The organism is Streptomyces sp. NPDC048142 (assembly GCF_043202835.1).
Classification (GTDB): Bacteria; Actinomycetota; Actinomycetes; order Streptomycetales; family Streptomycetaceae; genus Streptomyces.
This window is the reverse complement of record NZ_JBIDBC010000050.1, coordinates 21,095-34,780: the sequence shown is the minus strand read 5'-3', so window position 1 is coordinate 34,780 and position 13,686 is coordinate 21,095. Positions and strand designations below refer to the sequence as shown.

11 protein-coding genes are annotated in these 13,686 nt (G+C 69.7%); 5 read left to right on the top strand and 6 right to left on the bottom strand.

Going from position 1 to position 13,686, the window contains the following annotated elements:
* Nucleotides 1-288: 288 nt before the first annotated feature.
* From ACGF2Y_RS34840 to ACGF2Y_RS34830, 3 genes are all read right to left on the bottom strand, one after another.
* On the bottom strand, nt 289-663 hold the full coding sequence (locus tag ACGF2Y_RS34840; RefSeq protein WP_392955698.1) for a hypothetical protein: 375 nt from the start codon (nt 661-663) through the stop codon (nt 289-291).
* 107 nt (nt 664-770) lie between these two features.
* Nucleotides 771-1,340: a peptide deformylase gene (locus ACGF2Y_RS34835; protein ID WP_392955697.1), complete on the bottom strand. Its 570-nt coding sequence runs from the start codon at nt 1,338-1,340 to the stop codon at nt 771-773.
* Nucleotides 1,337-2,311 carry a multiprotein-bridging factor 1 family protein gene (locus ACGF2Y_RS34830; protein ID WP_392955695.1) on the bottom strand — a complete coding sequence of 325 codons (975 nt, stop codon included), beginning with the start codon at nt 2,309-2,311 and terminating at the stop codon, nt 1,337-1,339. Before ACGF2Y_RS34830 ends, ACGF2Y_RS34835 begins: the two co-directional genes overlap by 4 nt.
* A 141-nt stretch (nt 2,312-2,452) precedes the next feature.
* Between ACGF2Y_RS34830 and ACGF2Y_RS34825 the strand changes: the two genes are divergently transcribed.
* From ACGF2Y_RS34825 to ACGF2Y_RS34805, 5 genes are read left to right on the top strand one after another with little or no spacing between them, the layout of a single operon-like run.
* Nucleotides 2,453-3,610 (top strand): glycosyltransferase, encoded by a 1,158-nt coding sequence (locus tag ACGF2Y_RS34825; protein WP_392955693.1) that lies wholly within the window; start codon nt 2,453-2,455, stop codon nt 3,608-3,610.
* Nucleotides 3,607-4,311, top strand: coding sequence for a hypothetical protein (locus ACGF2Y_RS34820; RefSeq protein WP_392955691.1), 705 nt, complete (start codon nt 3,607-3,609; stop codon nt 4,309-4,311). Before ACGF2Y_RS34825 ends, ACGF2Y_RS34820 begins: the two co-directional genes overlap by 4 nt.
* Nucleotides 4,308-5,540 carry a hypothetical protein gene (locus tag ACGF2Y_RS34815; RefSeq protein ID WP_392955689.1) on the top strand — a complete coding sequence of 411 codons (1,233 nt, stop codon included), beginning with the start codon at nt 4,308-4,310 and terminating at the stop codon, nt 5,538-5,540. The genes ACGF2Y_RS34820 and ACGF2Y_RS34815 overlap by 4 nt, the downstream gene beginning before the upstream one ends.
* The gene (locus ACGF2Y_RS34810) at nt 5,534-6,409 is read left to right on the top strand and encodes a glycosyltransferase family 2 protein (RefSeq protein ID WP_392955687.1); all 876 of its coding nucleotides are present in this window, start codon (nt 5,534-5,536) and stop codon (nt 6,407-6,409) included. The genes ACGF2Y_RS34815 and ACGF2Y_RS34810 overlap by 7 nt, the downstream gene beginning before the upstream one ends.
* Before the next feature lie 39 nt (nt 6,410-6,448).
* On the top strand, nt 6,449-6,979 hold the full coding sequence (locus tag ACGF2Y_RS34805) for an AAA family ATPase (protein ID WP_392955685.1): 531 nt from the start codon (nt 6,449-6,451) through the stop codon (nt 6,977-6,979).
* Between the two features lie 217 nt (nt 6,980-7,196).
* On the opposite strand, the gene ACGF2Y_RS34800 is transcribed toward ACGF2Y_RS34805, so the two are convergent.
* The 3 genes from ACGF2Y_RS34800 to ACGF2Y_RS34790 all read right to left on the bottom strand — a co-directional run bounded on the left by ACGF2Y_RS34800 (nt 7,197) and on the right by ACGF2Y_RS34790 (nt 12,766).
* Complete coding sequence (locus ACGF2Y_RS34800; protein ID WP_392955683.1) at nt 7,197-7,529, bottom strand: hypothetical protein; 333 nt, start codon at nt 7,527-7,529, stop codon at nt 7,197-7,199.
* A 329-nt stretch (nt 7,530-7,858) separates the two neighbouring features.
* Nucleotides 7,859-10,072: a serine/threonine protein kinase gene (locus ACGF2Y_RS34795; protein ID WP_392955682.1), complete on the bottom strand. Its 2,214-nt coding sequence runs from the start codon at nt 10,070-10,072 to the stop codon at nt 7,859-7,861.
* 117 nt (nt 10,073-10,189) lie between these two features.
* Entirely contained in the window at nt 10,190-12,766 is a 2,577-nt protein-coding gene (locus tag ACGF2Y_RS34790) for a WD40 repeat domain-containing protein (protein ID WP_392955680.1), read from the bottom strand.
* Between the last annotated feature and the right edge of the window lie 920 nt (nt 12,767-13,686).

Genomic DNA, 13,686 nt, shown 5'->3' with positions numbered 1-13,686 from the left:
ACTGCCCTCGCCCCGGGCGAACCGCTCGGCCGCCTGGAGCCGTAACTCTTCGCGGAACTGCTGCCGTTCGGCGGTCAGCCCGCCCCCTTGTGGATGCCGCATGACTCCGGTGATACCGCAGCCACCGGCCAGCCGTCACCCCCTACGACACTACGAGTTCAGCCTCAGTAAGTCCCAGCCCTATGTTGAAGACGGCCCCGCGGAAGTCACCCCCGGGCGCGTTTACGCCCGTCGAGCCGATCACGCTGTTCGTTGTCGTGTTCCGAGCAGGCTCGGGCTCGTTCGTAGTCACTGCCTGTGCTCAGGCCGACCGAAAGACATGCTGATCGAACCATTGAACGTTCCATCGGGTGCATTCAAACCATGAGAGTCGCGCACGATGTTGATGGTGCTGCTCGCTGACCGAGCCAGGTGCAGATGCAAGTCCTCCAACTCGCGCCGGAACTCCGGGTCGGCTGCGGACTCGCGACGCAGCGCCTCGCTCAGTACGGCGACGGCATCTGAGTCGTTGGCATCTTGCCTTTCGAGTGCGGCAATGGTTCGCGCGTCGCTGGAAAAGCGGCTTCGAAGGCGTCGCCAGAGGTCCGTCACAACAGCCTCACTCAGACTTCCACTGGCGCCGCCCAGCGCCGCCAGTGCCAACTCGGGAAATGCTAAGTCCATCTGTACTCCCAGGAGTTGCTCACATCTGTGCCTGCTCGTCACTCTAGTGGTGCAGAGCTGGCATGGTGCGTGGTGCCCGGAAGTGCCCAGCGAGCACATGGAAGGGGTCAGGTGCCGTCGTACACCCATGCACGGCCGCTCTGGCGGTACTCCTCCACGGGGATCGGATCGACCCCGGTTCGCATCCGGGAGGTATAGAGGAGCCCATCGAGGTGATCCATCTCGTGGTGGATGAGGCGGGCGAGGCCGCGTTCGTACACGGTGGTCACGGTCTCGCCGGTCAGGGCCGTGGCCTCCACCGTGATCTTCAGGGGGCGGGGTACGAGGCCGCGGACGTCGAAGAAGCTCAGGCAGCCCTCGTACTGCTCGTCCATCTCCTCGGAGCGGGTGGTGATCCGGGGGTTGAGGAGGATGATGGCGGGGGCGTCGCCCGGCGGCTGCACGACGGCGGCGGCTCGTGCGATGCCGATCTGCGGGGCCGCGATGCCCATGCCCTTGGCGAAGGGGTGGACCTGGCCGATCCGTTCCATGGCGGCGAACAGTTCGTCCGTGATGCGTTCGGCCTCGTCGCGCTCGGCGGGCAGGTCGAAGGCGCGGGCCGGTTCGGCGAGGATACCGGCGCCGTGTTGGACGACTCCGAGGTCTCGCATCTGCTGGCTGGGCCGCACGTCAATCACCTGAACTCCCCTTGATCTGTGTCGCGTTCGGTCCGTGCCCGAAACCGCCACTCCAGACGGTACCGAGCGTGCAGGGCGGGTGTGGTCGTGATCCACGTGAATTGCCGTAGTTCACCGTGGTCGCTGCGGACGGGAGGGGTTCGCAGCGGGGAGGCTTCGGCGGTCATGGAGGTCTCGGTGCCCCACACGACGGGGTCAAGTGCCGCGGGGAAGGCGAGCTGGACTTCCAGTTGCTCGGTGGGCAGGCGTACGGCGCGCTGGAACCAGTTGCCCCACTTCTCGTCGCCGACGGTGTAGGCGTACTCGATCCACACGGACTCGCCGGGATAGAGCGGGAAGCGGCCGTATTCGTTGTCGAACAGCAGCCACACCTCCTTGAAGGCGTCGCGGTCGTGCTTGGCCTGCCACCGCATCGCCTCGCCCCGGCAGGTGGCAGTGAGGTCGAGTTCGTCCCAGGTCAACGGATGGGCTCGGTAGTGTGCGTTGGACTGCTCAGGGTCGCCGGGGTAGCGGTCCACGGAGATACGGATCAGGTAGCGGGTCACCGGCTCGTCGCCAGTGTTCCGCAGCCGTCGGCGCATGGTCAGCCGGTACGAGCTGCCGTCGTACTGGAGCCGCGCCGCGTCGTGTTCCACGACGAGGGCCGATCCGGTCGCATACGGCTGTTCGGGCCTGCGCTGGGCGGGCGGCGCCGCCGCTGGCCGCCGGGTACGGGCCTTTGCCTGCTCGTAGTCGCACCAGCGTCTCCAGATCGCCTTCCCGGCGTTCAGTGACTCGTCGGCGAGACGTGAGAACTCCTCGCTGGGCTTGTGGCGGCCCGACTCCACGTGGCTGACGTAGGACGGGTCGAAGCCCATGGCCAGCGCCAACGCCCTCTTGGACATGCCGCGTACTTCCCGCCAGCGCGCCACCTCGGCCGCGTAGTTCTCGGCCGCCTGCTCGGCGGTGATCTCCTCGCCTTGCGCTTCCATCGAAGCCCCGCGTCATCGTTGGTGAGCATGAATGAACCGTGAGTGATCCAAGTTCATCATCCCGTCACGGTCTGCGTCGCCGCTTTCCTTCCCTTACTGGCCCGGATCGACCCTCCGGGCGGATGAGGGAGGCGAAGCAACATGCGCGTGCTGTACCTGCTGAACATCTCCAACCCCGAACGGCTTTCGGCCGACTCGGGGTGGATTTTCGCGGACCTGCTTGCCCCGGCTCTGGCGGATGCCGGAGCGGAGGTGACGGTCGCGGCCCCGGCTCCGGCCGGGGATGCACGCTGCGGATTCCACCAGACGAAGGTGCCGGGGACGAAGTACCGGGCCCGCTTCTCCGCGGACATCGACGAGCTGGTGGCACTGATCCGGGCGGAGAGGCCCGACGTGGTCGTGGCCAACCAGATCGAGGAGGCCCCGGCGATCCGCACGGCCCTACTGGAGGCCGGATCCAACGCCCTACTGGCCGGCTACTGCCACTACCTGCCGTTCTCCTTCACGGGCGGCGGCCAGCTCCAGCTCGACCCGTCCCTGAACGACGCGGGGCTCGGGCGGCCGGTGCTGCTGGCGTTCGCCGCCGGACTGGCCGCCTGTGACCGGGTGCTGGTCCACTCCTCCACGGCCGCGTCCTGGGTGTCGGCGGCAGCCGCCCGGATGACCGTGGACCTCGGCGAGAAGCTGCGAGTGGTGCCCGCCCCGCGTGACGAGCGTCTGGTACGCGACCCTGCCACCCCGCAGCCCGCCTCCGGCGCCGGGGCGATCGGCGTCTACAACCACCGGCTGTACGCGCACTACGGCACCGGGCAGTTCGTGGACCTGGCCCGCGACCTGGTCGCGTCCGGCACCGTCAGGCTGCGGGTCATGGACCTGTTCGGCCAGCGCCGGGCGGAGCGCAAGGGCCTGGACGACAGCCCCGAGAAGATGCGTGACCAGCTCGCCGCCCTGCCGCACGTGCAGGTCGTCTCCGACCGGGGCGACCGCGTCCGCTACAAGGATCTGCTGGCCGGCGCGCGCTTCGGCATCGCCCCGTTCCGGCCCGGCTGCCCCTGGTCGATGAGCGTGATCGACTGCCAGGGCATGGGCCTTCCGGTCATCTCGCCCCGCCTTGGCTGGCTCGCCGAGCACATCGACCCCGAGCTGTGCTTCACCACCCCGGCCGAGGCCGTCGCCTTGGCCGAACGGCTCGCCACGGACGCCGAATTCCATGCCCTGCACGCCAAGCGGGCCCACGCCTCCACCGCCGACTTCACTCCCGCTCTGATCGCGGCCCGCTACCTGGAGGCCGTCTCGTGAACAGCTTCGACGCGGTTCTCCTCTCGTACGACGAGCCGATGGCCACCTCTCTGCACTCCCGGCTCCAGCGCACGCTCGGCGGCACGGTCAAGCGCCTGCACGGCGTACACGGGATGCGCCGGGCCTACCGTCTGTGTGCCGAGGTAGTCGACCACGAGCAGTTCTTCCTCGCCGACGGGGACTTCGCCATCGACGCCGGCTTCGACCCCGCCACGGTGGAGCCGCTGGACGGGGGCGTATCGATGCGGGTGTGGCGGGCGGTCAATCCGGTCAACGGTCTGACCTACGGCTATGGCGGGCTGAAACTGGTCCGCCGCAGTGCCTTGCGCGAGATGGGCGAGGCCGTGGACGTGCTCGCTGCCCTGCCCGGACGGATCGAGTTCGCCCAGCAGACCGCGGGGATCACGAGGTTCAACCAGAGCCCCTTCCACGCGTGGAAGGCCGGCTTCCGCGAGTGCGCGATGCTCGCCCGCGGCAGCGAGTACGGCATGGCCGATGACGACTCCCGCCAGCGGGTGGAGGCGTGGACCAAGAGCCGCAACGGCGAGTTCGCCCCGTACGCCGCCGCCGGGGCCCGGGAAGGGGTCGCCTTCGCCAAGGAGTTCGCCCGCGCCCCCGGACAGTTCGACCACCTCAACGACCCCACGTGGCTGCGGGCGAGGTTCACCGCCGCCCATGGGGACCAGGCGGTGGCCGGGTGACTGGCCCCCTGGTGCTGATCGAGCCGTACGCCGACCGCCTGGGCGGGCACCACCAGCGCACGCTGGAGGCCCTCGCCCAGGCCCGGCCCTGCAGCCTGGTGATCGCCCCGCACGGGATCGCCCGTGAGGCGATGGCGGGCCTGCGCGAGGCCGGGGCCCGGCTGGTGACCGCACCGGCCGGGCACCCGGCGGCCGTACTGCTGGCCGCCTCCCGCCTTGTGGCCGGGCTCTCCAGGGCTGGGCTGCGGGTCTTCCGCTCGCGCCGATGGCCGCGCTTCCTGCGGCGGTTGCCGCACCAGATCACCCTCATCGCCCGGTGCCTTGCGGAGGCGTCGGCCCTGCGGACCGCCCGCAGGCTGGCACCCTGCGCCGAGGTGGTGGTGATCCTGAGCGCGAGCGAGGCCCTGCATGGTGCCGCCGCTCTCCTCGGCGGGCTGCCGCACCTGCGGTTCGTCCACGAACAAGTCACTACCGAGGACGCCGCCGTGCGGTTCCTCGGCCGGCTCGCCCGCCGGGGCGAGAGGCAGGTTCTGGCGGTGTGCCCGACCCAGGCCGTAGGCGATCAGTTCACGGCAGCCTTCCCGGACCTGTCCGCAGTGGTGCGGGCCTTCGCGGTCGACGACGGCCGCCGCCTCACCTACGCCGAACGAAACGGCGGCCGTACCGCCTTCGACATCCCCGCCGGCGAAGCCGCGGTGTGCCTCGTCGGCGGCTGGTGGCCCTACAAGGACATCGGAGTCATCGACGCCGCCCTGCCCCTGCTGAAGGATCCGCTGCACCTGGTGGTCACCGGCATCCCACTCGACGAAGCCATGCTCGCCCGATGGCGCGACCTGCCGAACGTTCGCCTCCACATGATGCCCGGACCGGTCAGCGAAGCGGTGCTGCGGCTGGTCTACGCCGCCGACGCCGCCCTGGTCACCCGTCGCCCCGGCGTCGGCAAGGAGTCCGGGCTCGTGATGGACGCCGCCCGCCTCGGCGTCCCCCTGGTCGTCTCCGACCACGACCCCGGTCTCACCGCCCGCCTGAGCGGCCGGCCCTGGGCCCTGACCTTCACCGCCGGCGCCCCGGACGCCCTCGCCGAGGCCCTGCACAGCGTCATCCGTCAGCCACCCGAGCGGCCCGGCCCCGAGGCGCCCCACCTGCTGGGGATGCATTCGGCCGCCGGGCAGGCCGACTTCCTCACCCGTACCTTCACCTCACTGCGTACGAAGGAGTCCCGATGCTGAGCACCCCTCCCGCGCTGATCGCCATCGTCGGCCCCGTCGAACCCCCGCTGCTGGCCGCCTGGGTCCGCCACTATCGGTGGCTGGGCGTCGAGCGGCTCCTGATCGCCTTCCACTTCCCCGAGCACGTGCCCGACCAGCAGCGGCACGAACTCCAGGTCGCCAGCCGCCAGCTGGGCCTCATCCCCACCAGCACGAGCACCGGTCCGTGGCACGAGCACACCAACACCCAGCTCAGGGACGCCCTGCGGCACCGGGCCGGCTCGGGCTGGCACCTGCTCGCCGATGCCGACGAGTTCCAGCAGTACCCCGCCCCGCTGAGTGAGGTGATCGCCCAGGCAGAGAAGTCCGGACACCGCGTGGTGGGCGGCCTGATGCTCGACCGGATCGCCGCGAGTGGGCGCCTGACCGGCTGGAGGCCCGAAGGCGGACTGGATCTCGCCTATCCCCTCGGTGGGCACCTCACCCACCGGCTCCTGCACGGAGACCCCCGCAAGATCGTTCTCGCCCGCCACGATGTCACCGTGGCGGGCGGCAACCACAGGGCCCCCGGACAGGGTCCGGATGCCGACCGTATCTGCGCGGTTCACCACTTCAAGTGGCGCTCGGGCGTCCTGGACGACCTCGGCCGCCGGGTCCAGCACTTCTCGACCGGCACATGGCAGGAACAGACCCCGGCTGTGCGCGACGAGGCCAGCCGCCTCCTGTCGCACGTCAGCCAGCACGGCGGCGTGATCAACACCAGCGATCCGCGGTTCGCCTTCCGTCGGGTGAGCCTGGACCGCATGCCGTTCAGCTGGCCCAGCGAGGCCCGCAGCATCGTCACTGCTTGGCGACCGCACGCGCACACCTGCCAGGATCAGAGACAATGACCGCGCCCACGGACAACTCGTCGAGGAAGGGATGACCACGTGCCCCTCGCCGTTCTCCTGGCCGGCATCACCGGCTCGGGGAAGACCATTGTCGCCCGAGCCCTGGCCGACCACGGCTACACGCGGCTGTCCGTGGACGAGGAGGTGCACCGCCTCCACGGCCGATACGGCGTGGACTACCCCGAGCACACCTACTTCGAGCGCGAACGACCAGTGGTCGAGGCGATCCGGCAGCGGTTCGTCAAGGAACTGGAGGCTGGTAACGACGTCGTCCTGGACCACGGGCTGTGGCGGCGCGCCGAGCGCGACGCCTGGCAGCAGGCCGCCCGCGAAGCGGGCGGCCACCCGCTCGTGGTCTACCTCCCCGCCGACCGGGAAGAGCTGCTGGGACGCCTCGCCGAGCGCAACCAGCGCGAGGACGCCAACGCCCTCACCGTCACCCCCGAAGCCCTCGACGACTTCTTCGCCCGATTCGACCCCCCGGCCGACGATGAAGAAGTCATCGTCTACACCGGAGACCTGGACGTGCTCGTGGCGGCGCTGTCTGCGGCCAGGCACAGGCAGGTCTGAAGCAGACCCACTGACTGCTCGTTATCACCGACCATGGCGTGGTCTGCCACGCGCTTGGCGTTGGCTGCGATCAGCGCTCTGCTCGCGCACCGCCGTAGGCGCAGGCTGAGGTGGTGCGGACACGAAGGACGTGGCGTTCACGGTGCTTCGCCTGCGCGCTGCTTGCACGCGCTTGTTCGGCTGGGCACCACGGCGGGCTCGGGCAGGGCTGCCAGGCTCACTGATGCTCCCGCCAGGCCCGGTCCATCGTCGCGGCTGCCGCGTCCTCGGTAAGCTGCTCGATCTCCTCTGGCACCTCGCGCTTGTCGAGGACGAAGAGCCGGCCCCCGACAAGAGTGGTGGTCGGCTTCCAGTCGAGGCGGCGGCCCGCCTCCCGAGCGGCACGCCGGACGTCCTTCAGCCCGCCCATCTCTTCGAGGTCGCTGCTGCTCAGGACGAGCTGCCTGTAGTACCCCTTGTACTGGGGCTTGAGTGCGGCCCTCATCAGCGATTCCAGGCGGTCGACCAGCTTCTCGTATCGCCGCCGGGCCAGCTCATCCTTCGCAGGCACCTCGTGACTGCTCCCCACCCGCCGTACGGACCCATGTGTGCCATATATGTGCTGCGAGACCAGAGGCCCTGCCGCCCGCTTGGACGGCAGGGCCTCTGACCTGCTACTTCTCTGTGCCCCCGGCAGGATTCGAACCTGCGACACCCGCTTTAGGAGTGGGATCGAATCCGTGCTCGGTGGTGGTCGTTCGTGCCGCGTAGCGCTGTTCTCCCTGGTCAGCGCCATGGCGCAAGCGTCGATCCAGTCAGAGACGGTTGGTGATCCACCGTCCGCTCACGCATCGCTCACGCGTCCTGGGCCCTCGCTAGCCCCCGTCAGCCGTAGCGGGCTCAGTCGTATGCCTTCAGGCAGAGCAGCGTTGCGCCGTCGTCCACCTTCGTGGACCAGTACGTGTTGGCGTCGTACTGCCCGTGGCGGCAGACCTCGGTGCTGGCGCCCGGCGTCGCCCGGTAGATGTCCGTGACGACCAGGATCTCGTTGTACGCGGCAGGAACCCGCCGGTCCGTGCAGTTCGGGGACGACAGCATCGCGATGCTAGCGATGACGTTGTTGTCCTCGTGCTTGGCGAGCAGGCAGTCACCCTGGTGGTACTGGCCGGTGAGGCAGAGCGTGGTCCGCTCGCCGCTGCTGGTGGAGTAGTACGACCAGGTGGCCTTGCCCGTGCCGGACGCGCAGTCGCCGGTGGTACCGGAAACCTTCACGCGTGTCCCGTAGCCGCAGACCGTCGTGTTCGGCTCCTCCTCGCTCCAGTCGTACTTGGTGAGGCCGCCGTAACCGGTGTCGACGACGTCCAGGCAGTCCCCATACGAGACGGCCTTGAAGGCGTCTTCGGTGGGGTCGGGCTCGGGGGAGCTGGTCTCCGGTTCCGGTTCCGGTTCGGGCTTGGTGTAATCGGAGCCGTCGCCGGACGACCTTGAAGATCCGCCTGTGCCGCTGCCGCTGCCGCTGCCGCCGAGGCCGCTAGTGCCGCCGCTGCTGGAGAAGGTGGCAGGTGGGGTGGGGCTGCTTCTCGGGGTGTCGTCGTCTTTCTTGTCCCAGGGCTGCCAGATCAGGACTCCGATGATGAGTACGGCTACGAGCACGCCGCCCCAACCGTCCGAGGAACTCGAATTCGTGGTGGGTGTCCTGGCCGTACCGGACTTCGGGGTCGACGTGGACTTCGGCGGGGCCTGGGGCGTCGGAATCGAGCCGGAGCCAGTGCCGGTGCTCTTGGTGGCGGTCCTGGTCTTCTCGCGCGCTGTGCGCTCGTGTTCCCGGCGCTGCCTCTCCTCGCGTTCCTTCTTCTGCCTCTCCTTCTCCTTCCCCTTCTGCCTCTCCTGCTCCTTGCGCTCCCGGTTCCTGCGCTCTGCCTCCTCCTTCCGTGCTTGTTCCCGCCGCCTGTGCGCCTCCTTCTCCTGGTGCGCGAGCTCCCGCGCCTCCGCCTCCGCCTGCTCCTCGGCCTGCGCCCGCAACAAGGCGTCCCGCTGCTCGCGCAGGGCCTCCAGTTGCTCGCGCATCTCGCTGATCGCCTCGTACGGGCCCTCCGGGGCGGCCCCCTCGGGCTTCATCTGAGCCGGAGCTTCGGTCACGTCGAAGCCCGCTGTTCTGTCGCGCAGTTGGCGCCCCTGCTCCGCGTACTCCTCGATCAGCGCGGTCCACGCCTGCGGCAGCCACCGCTCGGCGCCCCGGTCCGCCGTCACCTGGTCGAGGCTGGCGAGGACGTCCCGCAGAACGTCGGACGGAGCGGGACGCCTCCCGGGGTCGACCGCCAGCAAGGGGAGAATCAGCGGCTCCAGTTCTGGCGGCAGCCCGCTGGTGTCGAGCTCTCCGCGCTGGACGAGGGCGAGGATCCCGATGGAGTGGTCGGTCTGCTCGTACGGTGGGCGGCCGACCGCGAGGAAGAAGAGCGTGGCACCCAGTGAGTACATGTCGGACGCGGCGGTGGACTTCTTGCCGCACGCCTGTTCCGGTGACGTGAACGCGAAGGTGCCGATGGTCGTCGTCGAGCTGGTGTGGTCGTGGGCGTGCGATATGCCGAAGTCGATGAGGCGGGGGCCGTCATGGGGCAGCAGTATGTTCAGGGGTTTGATGTCCCGGTGGACGACCTCCAGACCGTGCAGCTTGATCAGCGCCCGCGCGGCCCCGGCCGCGACCCAGCGCACCGCGTCGCCGGGCAACGTCCCGGCACTGACGACAAGTTCGGCCAGGCTGGGCGCCGGAATGAACTCGAAGGCGAGCCACGGGCGCTCCGCCTTCGCGTCGGCGTCGAGCACCCTGGCGGTGTCCGCACTGTCGACCCGCCCTGCCAGCTCCACCTCGCGGGCGAACCGCTCCCGGTCTGGCCTGCTCACGATCCCCTCGGCGAGGAGTGTCTTGACCGCGACGAGTCCGTGGTCCACCACGGTTCCGGTGGGCCCGACTGTGCTGGTGGGGGACCCGGGGGCCTCCTGCCGGGCGAGATAGATACGCCCCATGCCGCCTGTGGCGATCCGCCGCAGTAGCCGGTAGGGGCCGAGTCGCAGCGGATCGTTGGACTCAAGTGAATCGAGCTTCATTCCGGCCATGCGGCGTCACTCCCCATGTACGTCCCCCCTGTGTCGTTGTCCGCATGCGCTTCGTGCGCCCTGCACTCGCGTGGTTCTGGTGGAGAAGCGCTTCCACGAGCAGGTATCGACGGTCGGTCAGCAGGGCTCGGGGAAGGGTGTGTCACTGCTGACGTGGCGGGTCCATTCGTCGGCCGCCGGGGCGTTTCTGGTGGTGGCGCAGATCCGCTCGATGCCCTGGCCCAGATCCATGTCCCACAGCCTGATCACCTGGTCAACCCCGCCACTGGCCAGGGTTCGGCCGTCAGGGCTGAACGCGAGGGCGTAGATGCCGCTGGTGTGGCCCTCCAGCGGTTCGCCCAGGGAGGCCGCCCGTCTTGGGTTGGAGACGTCCCACAGCCGGACAGTTGTGTCCTTGCCGCCCCCGCCGGTCGCCAGTGTCCGCCCGTCCGGGCTGAAGACCATCGCGGAGACGTAGCCCGTGTAGCCGGTCAGAGGTGTTTGTGCCCTGGGCCGCTTGGGGTCGGAGACATCCCACAGCCGCACCGCGTCCGAGCCGCCGCCGGCCAGGGTGCGGCCGTCCGGGCTGAAGGCCAGCGCCTTGACGCTCGCGGTGTGTTCACTCAACCGCTCTCCCAGGGGCGCGGCCTGGCCCTGGTCCAAGACATTCCACAACCGCACCCGTGAGTCACCGGAGGCCGCGGCTAGTGTGCGCCCGTCCGGGCTGAAGACCAGTGCGTTGATTCCGCCAGTGACATCGATCAGGGGTTGTACCGGGGGCTTGGGCCGGGCCGGGTCCGAGACGTCCCACAGCCGCACGGACCCCTTGTCGGTGCCGGTGCCGACACCCCTGTTGTTGCCGGTGGCCAGGGCACGGCCGTCCGGGCTGAAGGCCAGCGCGCAGACGCTGCCGCTGTGGCCGGTCAGCTTTGTCAGGGCCTTCGGGCGCTTGGGGTCGGAGACGTCCCAGAGCAGGACCGTCTGATCACGGCTGCCAGTGGCCAGGGTGCGGCCGTCGGGGCTGAAGGCCAGCGCGCACACGGTGTAAGTGTGCAGGGACACGGGCTGCCCCAGGGGCTTGGGCCGGGCGGGGTCCGAGACATTCCACCACCGCACCGACTTGTCGAAGTGGCCGCTGACCATGGTGCGCCTGTCCGGGCTGAACGCGAGCGCGTTGACGCTGTTGGGCACGGAGTAGCCGAGGGTACGGCCGGTGAGGAGGCGGGCGGGGATGGCCCAGAGCCGCACCATCGTGCCCTGCTCGCCGCCAACCAGGGCGCGCCCGTCAGGCGTGAACGCGAGCGCGTTGACGTTGCCGACGTGACCGGTCAGCGGAGCGTCGAGCGGCGCCGGAGCGGTGCGGTCCGACATGTTCCACAGCCGGATCGTCAAGTCACCGGCGCCGACGGCCAGGGTGTTGCCGTCCGGGCTGAACGCCAGTGACGTGACGCCGCCCGTTACTCCGGTCACGGGCTGGCCCAGCGGTTTGACCCGGTCCCGGTCCGAGATGTCCCACACCCGCAGTGTCTGGTCGGTACTTCCGGTGACCACCGTGTGCCCGTCCGGGCTCAGTACCAGTGCGGACACCATCCTGCTGTGGCCGGCCGGGGCCTTGCCCAGAGCCTTGGGGCGCTTCCGGTCCGAGATGTCCCACAGCTGGAAGGACGTGCCCGCCGGACTGGTCACCAGAGTGCGCCCGTCCGGAGCGAACGCCAGGTGATCGACGTATGCGCCGCCATCTACGGTCCGGCTCAGGAGCCCGGGCCTGGCCGGGTCGGACACGTCCCACAACCGAAGCCCCGGATCGGTGAGGGGGGCTACACCGCTGCCGGTGTAGCTCCCCGTGGCCAGGGTGCGGCCGTCCGGGCTGAACGCCACAGTGCGCACGGACCCTGTGGTCTTGTTGTAGCCGGGCAGCGGCGAGCCGAGAGGCTTGGGGCGGTCCGGGCCCGATACGTTCCACAGCCGCACTGCGCGGCCGTAGCCGGTGGCCAGGGTGCGTCCGTTGGGGCTGAACGCCAGCGTGCACACCGTGTCGCTGAATCCGGTCAGGGGTTTACCCAGGGGCCTGGGCCGGGTGGGGGCTGAGATGTCCCACAGCCGCACGGTGGAGTCACTGCTGGCGGTGGCCATGGCGCGCCCGTCCAGGCTGACCGCCAAGGCGCAGATGCCGGCTCGGTGTGCGGTGAAGGGCGTCGACAGCGGCGTGTTCCCGTAGGTGACCAGACGCGAGTAGGTGTCCCCGCTCGGGTGCATCCGGTGGGCGACCAGGGTGAGCTGGGCCGCCGTGGAAACGTCCGTGCCGCGCAGTCGGTCGGCGGTGGTCAGGACCTTGTTGGAGAGGGCCACGGCACGCTGGCGTTCGGCTTCCCGTTGTGCGGAACGTGCCGAGTCGTGTTGCTGGAAGGCGAACATCCCGGTCGCGTTCGCCACGAGTACGAGTGCGGCGACGGCCAAGCGGCCAGTGCGGAGTCGTCGAGCGTACCTGTCGGCCTGTCTCAGGTTCGCGGCGAATCTCACCTCGTCGGGCGCGGGCGCCCCGGCGATGTCAAGCTGATTGGCCTCGGGCGCGACGAGTCGTAGCCGCCTGCGGCGTGTGGCCAGCAGCTTGGCGTCCATGTCGGCGACCCGGAGGAGGCGTTCGCCTCCGTCGAGCGCGCCGGTCACCGCGGTCCGCGGGCGTAGTCCGTAGAAGACACCTCGGAGTGCGGCCACGCTGGGCCGACGGGAGGGCGGATAGCGCAAGAGAGCACGCAGCCCGAGCGCGAAAGCCGCGCCAAGTGAGGGGCCATCGATCTGCGCGGGCGGTGTGGTCCCGTCGGACAGGACGAGGCGCCACAACACGCATCGCCCCTCGCGTCGAGGCCCGGCTGCGTTCCAGGCGTGGCCCAACGAGGCGGCGAACTGCCCATTCGGGCTGCGCACTCCTGCCATCGTCCGCGGATCGGGGTACAACCCGGTCGGCCCCGAACGGAACTCACGCAGTTCCAGAACGCCGGTGACACCCTCCGGGGTTGCCTGCACGGTTGGTCCTGCAGATCGTCCGAACACCACCGGTACGCGGACGACGGGCCGCTTACGTGGTTCCGTACCCGCCATCAGCAGCGCGGCGATCACGAGCATGTTCCCTGGACTGTTCGGCCTCCCGGCGCCGTGCATGTCCTGAATCCGTTCGACGACGGCCCTCAGCCCGGACACGACGTGCGGTGAGAGGCCGTCGAGCCCGTGGCCGGACGGATACGCGAGTCCGGCCGCGGCGTCCGCCGAGATCAGTCCGCTCTGCCCCCACGCCTGCGCCAACCGAGCCAGTGCCGCCTCGTGTTCCCCGCTCTGACCCTCTGACGCGCTCAGGGCCCGGCCCAACAGCCACACATGCTCAGCCGGTGCAACGGAGTTGGCCGTGTGGTCTGGCACTGTCGCTCCGAGCCAGGCGCGCAGTTCCTCAGCGCGTCCGTCAAACATCCAGGAGGGATCGGTACGAAAAGCCTCGCTGCAGCACTTCCACCACAGCTGTCGTTCACCGAGCAGCTCCCGAACGGCGGCCTGAGGGCTGGTCGAGCTCCTGAGTACGTCGTCGAGTGCCGCCCGCTCCGGGAGGAGGCCCGGCCCGGCGCTTGCCCGGCACCAAGACAGCC

Bases quoted from the DNA above. Each gene is read 5' to 3' on its own strand.
- ACGF2Y_RS34795 (WP_392955682.1), bottom strand. From the start codon at position 10,072: ATGGCCGGAATGAAGCTCGATTCACTTGAGTCCAACGATCCGCTGCGA.
- ACGF2Y_RS34825 (WP_392955693.1), top strand. From the start codon at position 2,453: ATGCGCGTGCTGTACCTGCTGAACATCTCCAACCCCGAACGGCTTTCG.
- ACGF2Y_RS34830 (WP_392955695.1), bottom strand. From the start codon at position 2,311: ATGGAAGCGCAAGGCGAGGAGATCACCGCCGAGCAGGCGGCCGAGAAC.
- ACGF2Y_RS34840 (WP_392955698.1), bottom strand. From the start codon at position 663: ATGGACTTAGCATTTCCCGAGTTGGCACTGGCGGCGCTGGGCGGCGCC.
- ACGF2Y_RS34810 (WP_392955687.1), top strand. From the start codon at position 5,534: ATGCTGAGCACCCCTCCCGCGCTGATCGCCATCGTCGGCCCCGTCGAA.